The following is a 15,967-nucleotide window of genomic DNA, read 5'->3' as shown; positions in this document are numbered from 1 at the left end:
AAAGAGCAACAGGAAACCCGCTCGCGCTTATATATGCGCCGCCCTGATTCTTTAGCATCTTGCTGGTTGGTTAACTGCCAAAACCCAAAGGCACCGACAATAAACATGTCGATTACGGCAAGCTCGCAGCGGCCCACCCATTAATGAATTCGTCATATAAAAATAAACAAAATCACAACAAGCAGAGACCAATACTTTCTAATCCGCCCTTCTTGTTCGGCGATGAATATTCTGGCAAATGCCTCCAAGCAAAAAAAGGCTTTTTTTGATCAAGGCGAACATTCGCAATTTATTTCCTAATTGAAGTTAATTTACTGTTATTTTTAGGCTCATAGATCGTAAAAGATGCTTTTATAGAGCAATATCCTGTTTTTCTGTGATTCCCAAGTAATCAGATCGCAAAGTGGCACTTTGTGAATATAATAAACCAAAATTTTAGGTTTCAGCGTGACGCCACCCCTGCCTTGGTATAGGTAAAAACGGGGCGGGCAACGCCTTTTTTTTCAATCCTGATAAATAGATAGGATTTTTCTTTGTTCGCGTTTTACCTCGTTGTTGGTAGGCAGCGAAAGTTTGTTTTTTCTTAGGAATACGGCAATCGGAATACAGAGGAAGTGCTATGGAAGCGTTATCTCCGAAACAAAAGGAAATACGGCAATTGCAGCACGATCTGCTGCAAACATTATTTGCGCAGTCACCCCGCAAGTGCCCCGTCGCCGGTCTGCCGCCGCCGCAGCAATGGCTATCGACGCGGCAACTGGCCAATGCCGTCAACGTCGGTGTTTACCGGGCTCGGCGGCTGTTGTTGGATCTTGTCGCCCGGCAAAAAGTGATTGTGACGGACGGCTCTATCAACAACTCGTTGAGGTGGTATCCCACCGCGTTGCTGAACGGTGATAACGACGGCATCCCCAACAGAGATGCCCTCACTCCCCTTTAACGGAATAAATATGGCCAACCGGCCTGATTGGCGATATTTCATTGCGGAGTAATGCCGCACACTATTTATATATATTGGGATATTATCGTGAGAAAAACAGCCCTGCTATTTTTACGTTGCTGCCTGGCATTATCTTTCTTCATGCTGCTTGGCAATGCCAACGCATTTACCTGCCGCACGTCCGATGGCGGACTGATTCCACCCGGGGGCTCGACCACGCCGGTTGACGTCCGGGTACGCATCGGGCCACAGCTTTCTTATGGCAAAAACGAAATCGTCAACGTCAGCCAGGTCACCTGTAAAAACGACGTCGCGAGCTGGTATGACTATCTCAAAACCGACAGCCCGGCGCTGTCGATGAACAGTGCGATTTTTGGCACCATCGGCAGCGGTACCACCATCAACGGCAGCGATTACAACTCTCCGGTGCCATCAGGTATCAGCGTACTCAGCCTTACCGGGTTACAGACCCAGTCGGTCGCCATCCGGGTCTATATCGTGTTGAACCGTTTCCCAACGCCGGACATCAAGGTGAACAAGGGCGACGTCATCGGCCAAATAAACTTTATTCAGACCAACGATCAGCCGGGTTGCCCGCAGTGCGGCGTTTATCGCTGGCGCCTGATCGCCGACAACGACGCCTACTTCGTCACCACCAGTTGCACCATCAACAACGGCCAGCAAATTAACGTCGACTTTGGTCAGATCCGCCAGGACTTTCTGACTCAAAGCGCCAGCGACGCCCAAATCAAACAGGACAAGGCGCTCAGCTACCAATGCGACGACCAGAGCGCGACGCAGGATATTCTGATCCGCATGGTCAGCGACGCCAGTGGCTTCTCCAGCGATTTTATCAAAACCAGCAACCCTAACGTCGGCGTGGCCATGGTGTACAACGGCGCGGTGGTAAAGCCCAACAATGCCTTCAGAACGCGCATCGTCAACGGGCTGGGCAACGACACCGTAACCTTTGTGCCGGTGAAGAACAATGTGCCTTACACCAGCATCGCCACCGGCCCGCTGTCAGGCTCGGCCACGCTGATCTTCAGCGCACCTTGAAACGGGAGCCAGAATGAACATGACGAAAAAAACGCGCTGCGCTCTGCTGTGGTCGCTGAGCCTGATCAGCGCCACCACCCAGGCCGCCGACCAGGGCACCAAGGTCAACATCACCGCCACCGTGGTGGCGCCTCCGCCTTGCGTGATCAATGACGGGCGCACCATCGATATCGACTTCGGCAAGGTCGGCATCAAGCGCATCGACGGCAATCGCTATATGCAACGCATCGATTACAGCATCAAATGCGAGTTTCTGGATAACAGCCGCCAGCTGAAAATGAAGATCATGGGCGGCGCGGCGGCCTTCGACGGCAGCGTGTTAACCAGCAGCGTCAATGGATTGGGCATCAAGCTGTTGGCCAACGGTAAGGCCTTCGCCATCAATACGCCGCTGAACATCGATTACGCCAATCCGCCGACGCTTGATGCAGTGCCGGTGAAAAACAGCGCCGTCACCCTGGCGGAAGGCGATTTCACCAGCGGCGCCACCATGCTGGTGGACTACTTTTAATCACCGCGACCCAGGAACTCGCGAAAAAAAAGCCGCAACGTCTCCGTTGCGGCTTGGTCGAGAATCTTGCGCCCGGGGCGCGCGCCTCACATCAGGGTATTTAGCCGAAGATCCCGCCGAACCACTGGCTCAGCTTCATCATCACCATATCCCAGATGCGGCTGAAGAAGTTGCCCTCTTTCACCTCTTGCATCACCACCAGCGGGTGCTGTTCGATGGTCTTGCCGTCCAGCTGGAAATCGATGGTGCCGACCACCTGGTTTTTCGCCAGCGGCGCTTCCAGCGTCGGCTGGGTCAGCTTGTAGCTGGCCTTCAGGTTTTTCATCTGCCCTTTCGGAATGGTGACCGAGGCGTCTTTCGCCACGCCGAGCGGCACTTCGCTGACGTCGCCGAACCACACTTTCTGGGTGACGAACGGCTTATCGGCCTTGATCGGCGTCGCGGTTTCATAGAAGCGGAAGCCCCAGGTCAGCAGCTTTTCGCTTTCGCTGAAGCGCACGCGATCGCTCGGCGCGCCCAGCACCACCGAGATCAGACGCATCGGGCCGTCGGTGGCCGACGCCACCAGGTTATGGCCGGCGCCGCTGGTGTAACCGGTTTTGATGCCGTCGACGTTCAGGTTGCTGCTCCACAGCAGGCGGTTGCGGTTAATCTGGCGGATCTTGTTAAAGGTGAACTCTTTTTCTTTATGCAGCGCGTATTCGTCCGGCACGTCGCGGATCAGCGCCTGGCTCAGCAGCGCCATGTCGCGCGCCGTGCTGTACTGCCCTTCCGCATCCAGACCGTGCACCGTCAGGAAGTGGGTATTCTGCAGCCCCAGGGATTTGGCGTAGTTGTTCATCAGGCCGACGAACGAATCCTGGCTGCCCGCCACGTAGTCCGCCAGCGCGATGCTGGCGTCGTTGCCCGACTGGATCACGATGCCCTTATTCAGCTCCAGTACCGGCACCTGATCGCCCGGCTTGATGAACATCAGCGAAGAACCGCGCAGCGCCGGGTTACCGGGCGCCCAGGCGTCTTTGCCGACGGTGACCAGGTCTTCCGGCTTGATCTTGCCGGCCTTGATCGCCTGGCCGATCACGTAGCTGGACATGATCTTGGTTAGGCTGGCGGGATCGAGACGGGTGTCGGCATTGCCTTCGGTCAGCACCTTGCCGCTGTTGTAATCCATCAGAATGTAGGCCTTGGCGTCTACCTGCGGCGGCGCCGGCGGCTCGGCCGCGTGCACGGCCGGGGCGGCCAGCAACAGGATGCCTACGCTGAAGGTCAGTTTTTTCAGGGAAGTGGATAAGTTTTTTTTCATCATGACGTCGCCAGAGTGTCCATTCAAACCATTGAAATAGCGTTAACTTTCAAACATGTTCACGTTTTAAGCCAACCAGCGAGAGTGGCCCGGTGCGCGCGTGCCGGCCGCAACCCCCTGCGGCGCCCATAGCGGGTAACGCAACGCACCGAAAATGCCCTTGCTGTGAGTTTATGTGATTTATCTTATTTTTGCAGGGTTTAGCGTGAATTTTCAGCATTTTTACATAACTGTACGCAGGCCCCCGCTTATCGTTCAAAAAAGCATCGCGGCGCGCATTTTTGCGCCCACCCACGGCTACACGGCCAAGCATCTGCACCGCTAAACATCTGCGCATCTATACGTCTAAAAAAGATTAATATATTCCATAATGGCATATAGAACCGTTATTTGTTCTTTTTAAAGCGCTTATCCTCAGCGCTATCATCCATATAACGACTTTTATACCGAATAATCCTGGAGATGAGTCATGGCGATCCCCCATTCCGTCATCGAGATGATTGGCAATACCCCGATGCTGGAACTGACCCAGTTCGATACCGGCCCGTGCCGGCTGTTCGTCAAGCTGGAGAATCAAAACCCCGGCGGTTCGATCAAAGACCGCGTGGCGCTGTCAATGATCGAACAGGCCGAGCGCGACGGCAAGCTGCAGCCGGGCGGCACCATCATCGAAGCCACCGCCGGCAATACCGGCCTGGGACTGGCGCTGGTGGCGGCGCTGAAAGGCTATAAGCTGCTGCTGGTGGTGCCGGACAAGATGAGCCGCGAGAAGATCTTCCACCTGCGCGCACTGGGCGTGGAAGTGCAGCTGACCCGCTCGGACGTCGGCAAGGGGCATCCGGCTTACTATCAGGATTACGCCAAACGCCTCGCCGGGGAGATCCCCGGCGCCTTTTATATCGATCAGTTCAACAACCCGGCCAACCCGGCGGCCCATACCACCACCACCGCCCCCGAGCTGTGGCGGCAGATGGAGCATGACGTGGACGCTATCGTCGTCGGCGTCGGCTCCGGCGGCACGCTGGGCGGGCTGAGCCGCTATTTCGCCGACGTTTCGCCGCAGACGGAATTCGTGCTGGCCGACCCTGCCGGCTCTATCCTGGCGGACTATCTCGACAACGGCCACATCGGCGAAGCGGGCAGCTGGCTGGTGGAAGGCATCGGCGAAGACTTCGTCCCGCCGCTCAGCGACTTTGACCAGGTCCGCAACGCTTACCGCATCGGCGACGCAGAAGCCTTCACCACCGCGCGCGATCTGCTGCGCAAGGAAGGCGTGCTGGCGGGCTCGTCCACCGGCACCCTGCTGGCCGCCGCACTGCGTTACTGCCGCGCACAGACCGAACCCAAGCGGGTAGTGACCTTTGTCTGCGACAGCGGCAACAAATACCTGTCTAAAATGTATAACGATCACTGGATGCTGGAACAGGGTCTCCTGAGCAAACCGCAGCACGGCGATCTGCGCGATCTGATCGCCTACCGCCACGACGAAGGTGCGGCCGTTTCTGCCGCGCCGGACGACACGCTGGCGATCGTGCACGCCCGCATGCGGCTGTACGACATCTCGCAGCTGCCAGTGCTGGAAGGCGATCGGGTGGTCGGCCTGATCGATGAGTGGGATCTGCTGAACGCCGTCCAGGCCGACGCCGCCCACTTCAGCCTGCCGGCCAGTAGCGCGATGACCAAGCAAGTCCATACGCTGCAAAAAGAAGCCGGCTACGAAGAATTGCAGGCCACCTTCAACCATGGCCACGTCGCGGTAGTGCTCGACGGCGAGCGCTTCCTCGGCCTGATTACCCGCACAGACGTGCTTAACGCCTGGCGCCAAAAATTACGTTAATAAGGACCCATTATGGCCAAGTTTGATACGTTGACCGTTCACGCCGGTTACACCCCGGACGCGACCGGAGCAGTGATGCCGGCGATTTACGCCACCTCCACCTACGCCCAACCGGCACCGGGCGAGCATACCGGCTACGAATATTCCCGCAGCGCCAACCCGACGCGCACCGCGCTGGAAAGCGCCATCGCCGAACTGGAAGGCGGCAGCCGCGGCTACGCCTTCGCCTCCGGCCTGGCGGCCTGTTCCACGGTGCTGGAGCTGCTCGATAAAGACAGCCACCTGATCGCGGTGGACGACCTGTACGGCGGCACCTATCGCCTGCTGGAAAAGGTGCGCAGCCGCACCGCCGGCCTGCGCGTCACCTACGTGTCACCGGCGGATCTCGCCGGGCTGGAACAGGCGATCGAGCCGGATACCAAAATGATCTGGGTGGAAACCCCGACCAACCCCTTGCTGAAACTGGCGGATCTGAGCGCCATCGCCGCGATCGCCAAAAAGCATCAGCTAATCAGCGTGGCGGACAATACCTTCGCTTCGCCGTATCTGCAGCGTCCGCTGGATCTGGGCTTTGACGTGGTGGTGCACTCCGCCACCAAATACCTCAACGGTCACTCCGACGTGGTGGCCGGCGTCGCGGCGGTGGGGGATAACCCGACGCTGGCGGAGCAGCTCGGTTTCCTGCAAAACGCGGTCGGCGGCATTCTCGATCCGTTCAGCAGCTTCCTGACGCTGCGCGGCATTCGCACCCTGGCCCTGCGCATGCAGCGCCACAGCGACAGCGCGCTGCGCATCGCCCAGTGGCTGGAGAGCCAGCCGCAGGTGGAAAACGTCTACTATCCCGGCCTGCCGAGCCATCCGCAGCATGCGCTGGCGGCACGCCAGATGACGCGCTTCGGCGGCATGATTTCGGTACGGCTGAAAGGCGACGACGCCTATGCGCGCCGGGTCATCCAGCGCTCGCACCTGTTCACCCTGGCGGAAAGCCTGGGCGGCGTGGAAAGCCTGATCAGCCAGCCGTTCAGCATGACGCACGCCTCCATTCCGCTGGAACAGCGCCTGGCAACCGGCATCACGCCGCAGCTGGTACGCCTGTCGGTGGGGATTGAGGATGTGGAAGATCTGATCGCCGATCTGCAGCAGGCGCTGGCGGAATAATCGCCCGAATCAATCGCCATCAGCCCGGCCGGCGCGCCGGGCTTTTTTGTGCCTGATGTTCAGACGCCGATGACGTCCCGATAAAAGCGCTGTGCCACATCGGGGTGGGAACGGATGCGGCCTTTCAGGTAGTTATACCCCACGTCGCGCAGCAGCGGATTGAGCGGATCGCTGGCCAGGCCGCGCGCCTGCGCCGCCAACTGCGGCGGCAGTTGATACAACGGCACCACCGCGTCCAAGCGCGCGCCGAGGAAGAAGGCGATCGACAGCCTGTCGCGCCCCGCCGGCGGCGTTTCCACCCGGTGCACCGTGGCGCGCAGATAGCCGTTGGTCGCCAGCTCCAGCAGCTCGCCGATGTTCACCACGAAGGTGTCCTCACGCGGCTGGGCGTCAATCCACCGCCCTTCGCTCACCTCCACCTGCAGCCCTTTTTGCGCGTCCTGCAGCAGGAAGCTGAGAAAGCCGGAGTCCTTGTGCGCGCCGACGCCCTGTGCGCTGGCGGTAGCGTCCCGCCCCGGGTAGCGAATCAGTTTGATGTGTTCGTTGGGCTTCTCGCCGTACAAGCGATCGAAAGCCTGCTCCGGCAGCGACAGCGCCAAAGCGAAAGCGCGCAGCAGCCGCAGCGACATGGCGGTCATCGCCTGTTGCCACTGCAGCAGCAGCGGTTTCAGCGTCGGCAGCGCCGCCGGCCACTGGTTTGGCCCCTGCAGACGCGCCCAGCGCGGGGTGTCGTCAGACAGCGTCAGCGCCGGGCGTTCGGCGCCGATATCGAACTGCTCACGCCAGTCCGGCTGGCCACGCGTCAGCTCCGCCGCCGCCCGGTTGTAACCACGAAAGTGCGGCGAATGCACCATCTGCACCGCCAATTTGTCGGCTTCCGGCAGCGCGAAGAATTGCCGCGCGCCCTGCTGCAGCCGCGCATTCAGCGCACTGTCCACACCGTGCCCGCGCAGATAGAAAAAACCGACGTCGCGGGCCGCCGCGCGCAAATCGTCAAGAAAGGCGCGCCGCCGGCGCGCATCGCCGTCAAGCTGCGAAAGATCCAGCAGCGGCAGCGTCTTCAGCGTCGTCAGGTGCGTCATCATGCGGTTCCTCTTCTTCCCCGATCGCGATCGGGCTGCCGTACAGGCGAATAATCAACATTGTCTCTCTCCAGCGGGTGGCTGCGTTTGCCTCATAGTTATCACCGCGCTCGCCGGGGCGGCCAATATTGTTGCGTTCTAAGTTATGCAAACGTTCAACAAACTGTCGCAAAACCGTCATCAATGTTTCTTATGCTCTGCGCAATTTCGCCGACGCCGCTGGCTGGCGATGGGCGCTATCCGCTATCCTGTAAACGACCTCATACCCTGCCTGCCGGAGAAATACTGATGGATTTAGCCTTATTCGACCTGGATGAAACCCTGATTGACGATGACAGCGCCAGCCTGTGGATCCGCTGGCTGGTCGGCCAGGGATTCGCGCCGGCGGAGCTGGAACTGCAAGAGCAGCAGCTGATGCAGCTCTATTATCAGGGCAAGCTGTCGATGGAGGACTATATGCAGGCCACGCTGGCGCCGCTGACCGGCCTGAGCGTGCAAACCGTAGCCGGCTGGGTGCAACGCTACATTCGCCGCGATATCCTGCCGCGCGTCTACCCCGCCGCCCGTGAACGCCTGCAGTGGCACCGCGAGCGCGGCGACTGCATCCTGGTGATCTCCGCCACCGGCGAGCACCTGGTGGCGCCGATCGCCGAACAGCTCGGCGCCGACGATGCGCTGGCGATCGGCGTGGAAATCAGCGACGGCCGCTTCACCGGCAACACCTACGGCACCATGACCTACCAACAGGGCAAGGTGATCCGCCTGCAACACTGGCTGGCGCAGCATCCGCACCTGAAATTCGAACACAGCCACGGCTACAGCGACTCCCTCAACGATAAGGCGATGCTGCAATTCGTCGACAGCGCTACGGTGATCAACCCCGACAGCGAGTTGAGCGCGCTGGCGGCGGAACACGGCTGGGAAGTGTGCCGCTGGGAGCGCTGAGCGGCAGGCAAAAAGTGCCCTGCGGTGTGACAAAAAGCGCGTTGTGGCGTAGGTATTAAGGGTCTTTAATCCGCTAACGGAGTTATCCCATGCTGACCATTTGGGGTCGTGAGAATTCGAACAACGTCAGGAAGGTGCTGTGGTGCGCCGCCGAACTGGGGCTGAGCTATACCCACATCAACGCCGGCGGCGCGTTCGGTAAGGTGAACGAAGAGAGTTACCGCGCGCTGAACCCGAACGGCCTGGTGCCGCTGCTGCAGGACGATGACTTCGTGCTGTGGGAATCCAACACCATCGTGCGCTACCTGGCGGCGAAATTCGGCGACGCGACGTTCTATCCGCAAGATCTGCAGGCACGCGCCGCCGCCGAGAAGTGGATGGATTGGACCACCTCGACCATCGTCCCGGCCTTCACCATCGTCTTTTGGGGCCTGATCCGCACCGCGCCGGAATTGCGCGACATGGCGAAAATCGAAGCGGCGATCGCCACGCTGGAAAAACACTTCGACGTCATTGAACAGGCGCTGGCACATCAGCCTTACCTCTCCGGCGATGCATTCGGCTTCGGCGATATTCCGCTCGGCAGCTTCGCCTACGCCTGGTTCGAGATGCCGATCGCCCGCCGTTCGCGGCCGAACATGGAGCGCTGGTATCAGCAGCTGCGCGCTCGCCCCGCCTACCAGCGCGGCGTGATGAGCGAACTCACCTGATCGCTGCGGGGCGTTACGACGCCCCGACTTTCAGCAGCTTGCCGTCCCGCTCGTCCGTCAGCAGATACAGGTAGCCATCCGGCCCGCTGCGTACCTCGCGAATGCGCTCGCCGCGATCGCCCAGCAACCGCTCTTCCGCCACCACCTTGTCGCCTTCCAGCGTCAGGCGAATCAGCTCCTTTTGCGCCAGCGCGCCGATGAACAGCGAGTGCCGCCAGGCGGGGAAGCGCTGCCCGTCATAAAACGCCATGCCGCTGAGGCCGGGCGAAACCCGCCAATAGTGCAGCGGCTGTTCGGTGCCGGGCACCCGTTCCCCCCTGGCCTCCGGGATCGGCTGGCCGGAATAATTGATGCCGTAGGTGGCCAGCGGCCAGCCGTAGTTTTTACCCGGCTGCGGGAGGTTGAGCTCATCGCCGCCGCGCGGGCCGTGCTCGTGCTCCCAGATCGCGCCGCTCCACGGGTTCAGCGCCAGCCCTTGCGGATTGCGGTGGCCGTAGGACCAAACTTCCGGCCGTTTGCCGGCCTGGCCGACCCAGGGGTTGTCCGGCGGCACTGCGCCTTCGGCGGTCAGCCGCACCAGCTTGCCCTGCAGCTTGTCGGTCTCCTGCGCCGTCGGCCGCTGGTTGTTTTCGCCCAGCGCGATAAACAGGTAGCCCTGCCGGTCGAACGCCAGCTTGCCGCCGAAGTGATTGCCGACCGACAGCTTGGGCAACTGGCGGAAGATCACCTTGAAGTTTTCCAGCCGCGCGCCGTCTTCGCTCAAACGGCCGTAGCCGACCGCCGTGCCGGCTTTGCCGCCCTCGCCCGGTTCGGCGAAGCTGAGGTACACCCGTCGGCTGGCGGCGAAGTCGGGGGCCGGCAACACCTCCAGCAGGCCGCCCTGCCCCTCGGCGTAAACCTGCGGCACGCCGGCGATCGGCGGCGACAGGCCTTTGCCCTGCTGCCACAGCCGCAGCCGGCCGGGCCGCTCGGTGATAAGCAGGCCTTGTTCCGCCGGCAAAAAGGCCAGCGACCACGGGTGTTCCAGGCCGTCTTGCAGTTGGCTAACCGTCGGCGCGGCGTGCAGCAGGCCGCTGCACAGCAGCAAACCGGCCAGCAAAGTCAATCGGGGCATGGCATCCTCCTGGAGGTGAAATGACCCGTTTAGTGTAGCCCACTCAGCGGGCGCGGTCGTTTGCATTACATTTCAACAGGTTGCCTTTTGGCCGCAGTGTGCTTAAGTTAACGCATCACCCAGGAGGAATCATGGACATTACCGTTACCGACGCGATTGACGAACACACCCTCGATGCGATCAGGCAAGGCCTGCGCGCTTACAACCTGCCGCATATCGACGCCCGTCACCGCAAGCCGCTCAGCGTCTATGCGCGCGACGAGGCCGGCACGGTGATAGGCGGGCTGACCGCCGAAACCTGGGGCAACTGGCTGAGCGTCGAGTGGCTGTGGGTGGCGGACTCCCAACGCGGCAGCGGCCTCGGCGGCCGGTTGATGCGCGCCGCCGAACGCGAGGCGCAGGCACGTGGCTGCCGCTACGCTCGCCTGGATACCTTCAGCTTCCAGGCGCGGCCGTTCTACGAAAAACTCGGCTATCAGCTGCAAATGACGCTGAAAGAGTATCCGGTGGAACATGAGTGTTATTTTCTCACCAAAACCCTGACTGATTAATGGATGGACGGATGGACAGCAAAAGCATGGTGGTGAACTGTGTGGCGTACAAAGCCGGCCAACGGCTGGGCGAAGTGACCATCGACGATATCAGCGAGGTGGTCAAACAGCCGGACACCTTCGTCTGGCTGGGGCTCCGGCAGCCGGAACCGGCGTTTATGCGCAAGGTGCAGGAGGAGTTCGGCCTGCACGATCTGGCGATCGAAGACGCGCTGTGCGCGCACCAGCGGCCGAAGCTGGAGACCTACGGCGATTCGCTGTTCATCGTGGTTAAAACCGCGCAGTGGGGCGAGCACGACGAAATCGAATACGGTGAAACCCACTTCTTCGTCGGCAAAAACTTTCTGGTGACGGTGCGCCACGGCGCCTCGCCCAGCTACGCGCCGATCCGCGCCAAGGCGGAAGAGAACCGCAAGCAGATGTGCCGCGGGCCAGGCTTCGCCCTCTATTCGGTGCTGGACTTCGTGGTGGACAACTACCGCAGCGTGGTGGCGCGCTTCGAGAGCACCATCGAGAACATCGAAGCCAACATGTTCCAGTCGGAATTCGATCAGGCGGCGATCGAGAACGTCTATACCCTGCGCCGCCATCTGCTAGCGCTGCGCAACGCCGCGCTGCCGATGGATGAAATCTGCAACCAGCTGATCCGCCTGCACGAAGAGGTGATCCCGAAAGAGCTGCGCGCCTACGTGCGCGACGTGCAGGATCACGCGCATCAGGTGGTCAGCAATATCGACGACATGCGTGAAATGCTGACCAACGCCATGCACGTCAACCTGGCGCTGGTGACGGTCAAGCAGAACGAAGTGGTGAAACGGCTGGCGGGCTGGGGCGCGATTTTGGCCATTCCGACGGTGGTCTTCAGCCTGTACGGCATGAACTTCGCCGACATGCCGGAGCTGAAGTTCCCGTGGGCCTACCACGCCACGCTGGGGGTGACCGCCGTCGGCTGCATTTTCCTGTATCAGAAGCTGAAGAAATCGGGCTGGCTGTAAGCGCCAAAACGGCGGCTGTTGCCGCCGGCAAAAACCCTCTGCGGGGCAGCCCGCCCCGCCGCTTCAGTACAGCGTCGGCCGCCGATCGCGATGCACGTGATTGTGGCGGCCGATGCGCTTGTCATCGGCCGTGCCGATATCCATCGATGCCAGCACCATGCCTTCGCCCGCCAGGCTCTGCGTCAACGGGTAACCGTCGGCGTCGACGATCACCGAGCCGCCGATCCACGCAACGCCGCGCTCCGTTTCGCAGCGATCGCACACCGCGATGAACAGCCGATTGACGGCGGCGTTGGCCTGCGCCTTCACCATCTCCGCCGGCCGTTCACCCTGCGGGCGCGGCGCCAGCGGCCAGTTGACCGGCGCGCACAGCAGCTGAGCGCCGGCCAGCGCCGGCAGCCGCACCCACTCTGGGAATTCGAGATCGTAACAGATCATCACCGCCAAGCGGCCGAAGCGGGTCTCGACGACCGGCGGCGGCCGATCGCCGGCGGTAAAAATGGTGCTCTCTTCATGCCACAGGTGCGCTTTGCGATAAATCGCCCTCACCCCCTGCACATCGATCAATGCCGCGCTGTTGGCCACCTCGCCATCGGGCAGGCGCTCGCAAAAACCGACGACGATCGCCACATCCAACTCGCGCGCCAGGGCTCCCCACAGGCTGAGGCTCGGCCCGTCTTCGGCCTCGGCCAACGCGCGCGCCTCCGCCTTATCGCGCAGCACGTAGCCGCTGTTCACCAGCTCCGGCAGCACGATGACGTTGGCGCCGCACTGCGCCGCCCGGCGGATCGCTTGGGCGGACAGCGCCCGATTGTGTTCCGCTTCCCCGACCCGCAACGCTAACTGGCAGCATGCGACGCTGATTTTTTCCTTCACTCCCGTTCTCCTTCCAATAAACCCTCGCAGCACAACGCCACCCGCCGTTCGGCTTCAAGATCGAGCTTCCGGCACATCACGACATAAACGCTCCCGGCCACCAGCAGGCCGACCAGAAAAGCGATATCCGCACCGCCCAGTAAAACAGCAAAGGGGCCGGTGTAAAAGCCCAACGTCATGAACGGCACCATCGCCAGCAGGCCGATCGCGTAGGCCGTCAGGCCAGGGCGCCCCCAGCGGCCGTAGATCCCCGCCGGGTTGAAGATTTCACCGATCGCGTAATGCCCGCCGCGCACCACGTAAAAGTCCATCAGATTCACCGCCGTCCAGGGCACCAGGAAATACAGCATCAGCAGCACGAAGGTGTTGAAGCTGGCGAGATAGCTTGCCGGGATAGCCAACGCAACCGCAAACACCGTCAGGGCGACGACGCCAATGCCGATCATGCGTAACCTCAACGTCGGCGTCACTTTACGGAACGCGTCAATCGCGCTGAGGCTGGTCAGCATCGCGCCATAACAGTTGACCGCCATGATGCCGACCAGCGAGGGCACGGCGATCAGCACGGCCAGCGTGCCAAACCCCAGGTAAACGGCATTACCCACCGCCTGTACGCTGCCGATCGCATCGGGGGCCGGTATGGCTGAAGCCAGAAATGCGCCCAGCGACATCAGCCAAAGCGCCGATCCGGCCGCCCCCAGATAAGTCCAAAAGATCACCTTGGCAGACGGCGTTTCCTGCGGCAGATAGCGCGAATAGTCGGAAACGTACACCGCGTAGCTGATCTGGTAGCCGGCGGCGGCCGACAGCTGAATCAAAAAGGCCGCCCACGAGAAATGCCCGGCGCCGACGGCGGCATCCATCCGCAGCGACAACGCGGCGCCGATCGTCAGCACGCCGAACACCGCCATCATCACATAGGTCAGCCAGCGCTGCACCGCATGCAGCATATCGTGGCCGACGATCGCCAACAGCACGGCCACCGCGATCAGCAACGCATACCAGGGCAGACGGTGGCCCGGCAGCACCGTGTTGATCGCATCGGTCGCGAGAATAACGTTGAACACATTGAAGCCGATGTAAACAAACACCACGGCGGCGAAGGGCACGATGGCCCCACGCAGGCCAAATTGGGCCCGCGACTGGATCATCTGCGGCAGCCCCATGCGCGGCCCTTGGTTGGCATGGCACGCCATGAAGAACGTGCCGAACCCTACGCCGGCGGCAATGGCCAGCATCGAATAAAGCGCACCCAGCCCCAGCGCCGGGCCGGTGAAACCGACCACCATCGTCGTCAAAACGAAATTACCGGTGAACCAAAACGGCGCCTGATGCCAAACCTTGCCATGCCGCTCGTGACGGGGCACATAATCTATCGAGCGCACTTCAATTTTTGGGCGTGACGCCACATTGCGATTGTTCATGTTCCACCTCGTCGCGATCATTAGCCTCGTCTCAACGCTCGGTTTGCGGCTGCAGCTGCGCTGCCGGGCGGCTCAACAGGCTGCCCAACACGAAGGCGATGCCGCCGCCCAGCAGGCCGCCGTAGATTGGGCTGTTGGCGTCGATGCCGTGCCAGGCCATCAGCCCCACCACGCACAGGCTGCCGGTCAGCATGCTGGCAATGGCACCGGCGCTGGTGGCGCGCGGCCAGAAGATCGCCCCCACCAGCGGGATCAGCATGCCGCCCACCAACAGGTTGTAAGCCAGCGTCAGCGCCGCCAGCACGTCGCGTACCACAAACGCCAGCCCCAGCATGACCACGCCCATGAGAAGCGTGGTGAAGCGCCCGGCGGCCAACCCGCCGGAAGGTTTGCGCCGGATGGCCGGCAATACGTCCTCCAGCGCGATGGTGGAAGAGGCCAGCAGGCAGGCGCTGGCGGTGGACATCAGCGCTGCCAACGCCGCGGCGGCCACCAGCCCGCTGACACCGACCGGCAACACCGCCTGCGCGATGGCGGCAAAGGCGCCGTCGGTGTTGCTGAGCGACGGCAGTACGATCTTGCCGGCCATGCCGATCAGCGCGCCGGTCACGCCGTACAGCACGCAATAGACGCCCGCCCCCAGCCCGGCGAAGCGCGCCACGTTGGCGCTGCGGGCGGTAAACACCCGCTGCCAAATGTCCTGGCCGATCAGAATGCCGAAGAAGTAGATCAGGAAGAACACCAGAATGGTGTCCACCCCGATCGACGACAGTTGATAGTAACCGGCGGGCAGCAGGCTGGTGAAGGCTTCCCAGCCGCCGGCCTTGACGATGCTCATCGGCATCAGCACCAGCATCATGCCGACGGTCATGATGATGAACTGAATGATGTCGGTCAGCGTCAGCGACCACATGCCCCCCAGCGTCGAATACAGCACCACCAGCCCGCCGCCGAGCAGGATAGACGCGCTAAACGACAGGCCGAACATCACCTGCATCACGCTGCCGATGGCGATGATCGAGGTCACCGCCACCATCAGGTCATACGCCAGCATGATCGCGCCGCTGGTGACCCGCGCCGCCGGGTGATAGCGTCGCGACAGCACCTGGCTGACGGTATACAGCTTCAACTTGAGCAGCGGCTTGGCCAGCACCAGGCTCAGCACCACGATGCCCAGCCCGAGCGCACCGCACAGCCAGACGCCGGAGATGCCGTAGGTGTAGCCGAGTTTGACGCTGCCGATGGTCGACGCGCCGCCGAGCACCACCGCCGACAGCGTGCCCAAATACAGCCCCGGCCCCAGATTGCGCCCGGCGACCAGATACGCCTCTTTGGAATTGGCGCGGCGAATGCCCATCCACCCCACCGCGCCTATCACCAGAAAGTAAAACACCACGACCAGCAGATCGAGATTCATGGGTACCTCCACTCCGTTGTTATTGTTATCAGGGGCCCCGACGCA

The 15,967-nt window shown here is 61.4% G+C and carries 16 protein-coding genes; 9 read left to right on the top strand and 7 right to left on the bottom strand.

Annotation, left to right across the window (positions count from 1 at the left end; genetic code table 11):
- Positions 1 to 619: 619 nt before the first annotated feature.
- The 3 genes from ACJ8QI_RS04115 to ACJ8QI_RS04105 all read left to right on the top strand — a co-directional run bounded on the left by ACJ8QI_RS04115 (position 620) and on the right by ACJ8QI_RS04105 (position 2,510).
- On the top strand, positions 620 to 940 hold the full coding sequence (locus ACJ8QI_RS04115) for a hypothetical protein (RefSeq protein WP_047728024.1): 321 nt from the start codon (positions 620 to 622) through the stop codon (positions 938 to 940).
- 141 nt (positions 941 to 1,081) lie between these two features.
- Complete coding sequence (locus ACJ8QI_RS04110; RefSeq protein ID WP_072265445.1) at positions 1,082 to 1,999, top strand: fimbrial protein; 918 nt, start codon at positions 1,082 to 1,084, stop codon at positions 1,997 to 1,999.
- A 19-nt stretch (positions 2,000 to 2,018) separates the two neighbouring features.
- The gene (locus tag ACJ8QI_RS04105; protein ID WP_225528983.1) at positions 2,019 to 2,510 is read left to right on the top strand and encodes a fimbrial protein; all 492 of its coding nucleotides are present in this window, start codon (positions 2,019 to 2,021) and stop codon (positions 2,508 to 2,510) included.
- A 100-nt stretch (positions 2,511 to 2,610) separates the two neighbouring features.
- Here the strand turns inward: ACJ8QI_RS04105 and ACJ8QI_RS04100 are convergent, their stop codons facing one another.
- Positions 2,611 to 3,816 carry a serine hydrolase gene (locus ACJ8QI_RS04100; protein ID WP_038881127.1) on the bottom strand — a complete coding sequence of 402 codons (1,206 nt, stop codon included), beginning with the start codon at positions 3,814 to 3,816 and terminating at the stop codon, positions 2,611 to 2,613.
- 466 nt (positions 3,817 to 4,282) lie between these two features.
- Here ACJ8QI_RS04100 and ACJ8QI_RS04095 point away from each other — a divergent pair, with 466 nt between their 5' ends.
- Entirely contained in the window at positions 4,283 to 5,650 is a 1,368-nt protein-coding gene (locus ACJ8QI_RS04095) for a pyridoxal-phosphate dependent enzyme (RefSeq protein ID WP_197756799.1), read from the top strand.
- Positions 5,651 to 5,662: 12 nt separating this feature from the next.
- A complete protein-coding gene (locus ACJ8QI_RS04090) occupies positions 5,663 to 6,808 on the top strand; it encodes a trans-sulfuration enzyme family protein (RefSeq protein ID WP_442532106.1) in 1,146 nt (381 codons plus the stop codon).
- A gap of 59 nt (positions 6,809 to 6,867) precedes the next feature.
- Here ACJ8QI_RS04090 and ACJ8QI_RS04085 read toward each other — a convergent pair whose 3' ends face one another.
- Together ACJ8QI_RS04085 and ACJ8QI_RS04080 are read right to left on the bottom strand one after the other, a co-directional pair.
- Positions 6,868 to 7,890 (bottom strand): isopenicillin N synthase family dioxygenase, encoded by a 1,023-nt coding sequence (locus ACJ8QI_RS04085; RefSeq protein WP_442532132.1) that lies wholly within the window; start codon positions 7,888 to 7,890, stop codon positions 6,868 to 6,870.
- On the bottom strand, positions 7,835 to 8,071 hold the full coding sequence (locus ACJ8QI_RS04080) for a hypothetical protein (protein WP_072271032.1): 237 nt from the start codon (positions 8,069 to 8,071) through the stop codon (positions 7,835 to 7,837). The genes ACJ8QI_RS04085 and ACJ8QI_RS04080 overlap by 56 nt, the downstream gene beginning before the upstream one ends.
- Before the next feature lie 107 nt (positions 8,072 to 8,178).
- Between ACJ8QI_RS04080 and ACJ8QI_RS04075 the strand changes: the two genes are divergently transcribed.
- Complete coding sequence (locus tag ACJ8QI_RS04075) at positions 8,179 to 8,835, top strand: HAD family hydrolase (RefSeq protein WP_004938759.1); 657 nt, start codon at positions 8,179 to 8,181, stop codon at positions 8,833 to 8,835.
- A gap of 89 nt (positions 8,836 to 8,924) precedes the next feature.
- Positions 8,925 to 9,545: a glutathione S-transferase family protein gene (locus ACJ8QI_RS04070; RefSeq protein WP_048233208.1), complete on the top strand. Its 621-nt coding sequence runs from the start codon at positions 8,925 to 8,927 to the stop codon at positions 9,543 to 9,545.
- A gap of 13 nt (positions 9,546 to 9,558) precedes the next feature.
- Here ACJ8QI_RS04070 and ACJ8QI_RS04065 read toward each other — a convergent pair whose 3' ends face one another.
- Positions 9,559 to 10,659: a PQQ-dependent sugar dehydrogenase gene (locus ACJ8QI_RS04065; protein WP_087762233.1), complete on the bottom strand. Its 1,101-nt coding sequence runs from the start codon at positions 10,657 to 10,659 to the stop codon at positions 9,559 to 9,561.
- Between the two features lie 131 nt (positions 10,660 to 10,790).
- Here ACJ8QI_RS04065 and ACJ8QI_RS04060 point away from each other — a divergent pair, with 131 nt between their 5' ends.
- Together ACJ8QI_RS04060 and ACJ8QI_RS04055 are read left to right on the top strand one after the other, a co-directional pair.
- A complete protein-coding gene (locus tag ACJ8QI_RS04060; RefSeq protein WP_041034264.1) occupies positions 10,791 to 11,210 on the top strand; it encodes a GNAT family N-acetyltransferase in 420 nt (139 codons plus the stop codon).
- Between the two features lie 11 nt (positions 11,211 to 11,221).
- Positions 11,222 to 12,205 carry a magnesium and cobalt transport protein CorA gene (locus ACJ8QI_RS04055; protein ID WP_055312326.1) on the top strand — a complete coding sequence of 328 codons (984 nt, stop codon included), beginning with the start codon at positions 11,222 to 11,224 and terminating at the stop codon, positions 12,203 to 12,205.
- A gap of 63 nt (positions 12,206 to 12,268) precedes the next feature.
- Here the strand turns inward: ACJ8QI_RS04055 and ACJ8QI_RS04050 are convergent, their stop codons facing one another.
- From ACJ8QI_RS04050 to ACJ8QI_RS04040, 3 genes are read right to left on the bottom strand one after another with little or no spacing between them, the layout of a single operon-like run.
- Positions 12,269 to 13,081, bottom strand: coding sequence for a nitrilase-related carbon-nitrogen hydrolase (locus tag ACJ8QI_RS04050; RefSeq protein ID WP_442532105.1), 813 nt, complete (start codon positions 13,079 to 13,081; stop codon positions 12,269 to 12,271).
- Complete coding sequence (locus ACJ8QI_RS04045) at positions 13,078 to 14,505, bottom strand: purine-cytosine permease family protein (protein ID WP_442532104.1); 1,428 nt, start codon at positions 14,503 to 14,505, stop codon at positions 13,078 to 13,080. The genes ACJ8QI_RS04050 and ACJ8QI_RS04045 overlap by 4 nt, the downstream gene beginning before the upstream one ends.
- Before the next feature lie 31 nt (positions 14,506 to 14,536).
- Positions 14,537 to 15,922 (bottom strand): sodium:solute symporter, encoded by a 1,386-nt coding sequence (locus tag ACJ8QI_RS04040; protein ID WP_442532103.1) that lies wholly within the window; start codon positions 15,920 to 15,922, stop codon positions 14,537 to 14,539.
- Positions 15,923 to 15,967: the final 45 nt, after the last annotated feature.

This window comes from Serratia sp. CY84636, from assembly GCF_052166245.1.
GTDB classification, from domain to species: Bacteria; Pseudomonadota; Gammaproteobacteria; order Enterobacterales; family Enterobacteriaceae; genus Serratia; species Serratia nevei.
The sequence above is the reverse complement of the archived record's forward strand: the minus strand, read 5'-3'. Positions and strand labels throughout refer to the sequence as shown.

What these genes read in the sequence shown, in the direction of transcription:
- ACJ8QI_RS04080 (WP_072271032.1), bottom strand. Translation starts at nt 8,071, where the DNA reads ATGACGGTTTTGCGACAGTTTGTTGAACGTTTGCATAACTTAGAACGC.
- ACJ8QI_RS04045 (WP_442532104.1), bottom strand. Translation starts at nt 14,505, where the DNA reads ATGAACAATCGCAATGTGGCGTCACGCCCAAAAATTGAAGTGCGCTCG.
- ACJ8QI_RS04110 (WP_072265445.1), top strand. Translation starts at nt 1,082, where the DNA reads ATGCTGCTTGGCAATGCCAACGCATTTACCTGCCGCACGTCCGATGGC.
- ACJ8QI_RS04090 (WP_442532106.1), top strand. Translation starts at nt 5,663, where the DNA reads ATGGCCAAGTTTGATACGTTGACCGTTCACGCCGGTTACACCCCGGAC.
- ACJ8QI_RS04070 (WP_048233208.1), top strand. Translation starts at nt 8,925, where the DNA reads ATGCTGACCATTTGGGGTCGTGAGAATTCGAACAACGTCAGGAAGGTG.
- ACJ8QI_RS04115 (WP_047728024.1), top strand. Translation starts at nt 620, where the DNA reads ATGGAAGCGTTATCTCCGAAACAAAAGGAAATACGGCAATTGCAGCAC.
- ACJ8QI_RS04095 (WP_197756799.1), top strand. Translation starts at nt 4,283, where the DNA reads ATGGCGATCCCCCATTCCGTCATCGAGATGATTGGCAATACCCCGATG.
- ACJ8QI_RS04085 (WP_442532132.1), bottom strand. Translation starts at nt 7,890, where the DNA reads ATGACGCACCTGACGACGCTGAAGACGCTGCCGCTGCTGGATCTTTCG.
- ACJ8QI_RS04100 (WP_038881127.1), bottom strand. Translation starts at nt 3,816, where the DNA reads ATGATGAAAAAAAACTTATCCACTTCCCTGAAAAAACTGACCTTCAGC.
- ACJ8QI_RS04105 (WP_225528983.1), top strand. Translation starts at nt 2,019, where the DNA reads ATGACGAAAAAAACGCGCTGCGCTCTGCTGTGGTCGCTGAGCCTGATC.
- ACJ8QI_RS04065 (WP_087762233.1), bottom strand. Translation starts at nt 10,659, where the DNA reads ATGCCCCGATTGACTTTGCTGGCCGGTTTGCTGCTGTGCAGCGGCCTG.
- ACJ8QI_RS04040 (WP_442532103.1), bottom strand. Translation starts at nt 15,922, where the DNA reads ATGAATCTCGATCTGCTGGTCGTGGTGTTTTACTTTCTGGTGATAGGC.
- ACJ8QI_RS04060 (WP_041034264.1), top strand. Translation starts at nt 10,791, where the DNA reads ATGGACATTACCGTTACCGACGCGATTGACGAACACACCCTCGATGCG.
- ACJ8QI_RS04075 (WP_004938759.1), top strand. Translation starts at nt 8,179, where the DNA reads ATGGATTTAGCCTTATTCGACCTGGATGAAACCCTGATTGACGATGAC.
- ACJ8QI_RS04055 (WP_055312326.1), top strand. Translation starts at nt 11,222, where the DNA reads ATGGACAGCAAAAGCATGGTGGTGAACTGTGTGGCGTACAAAGCCGGC.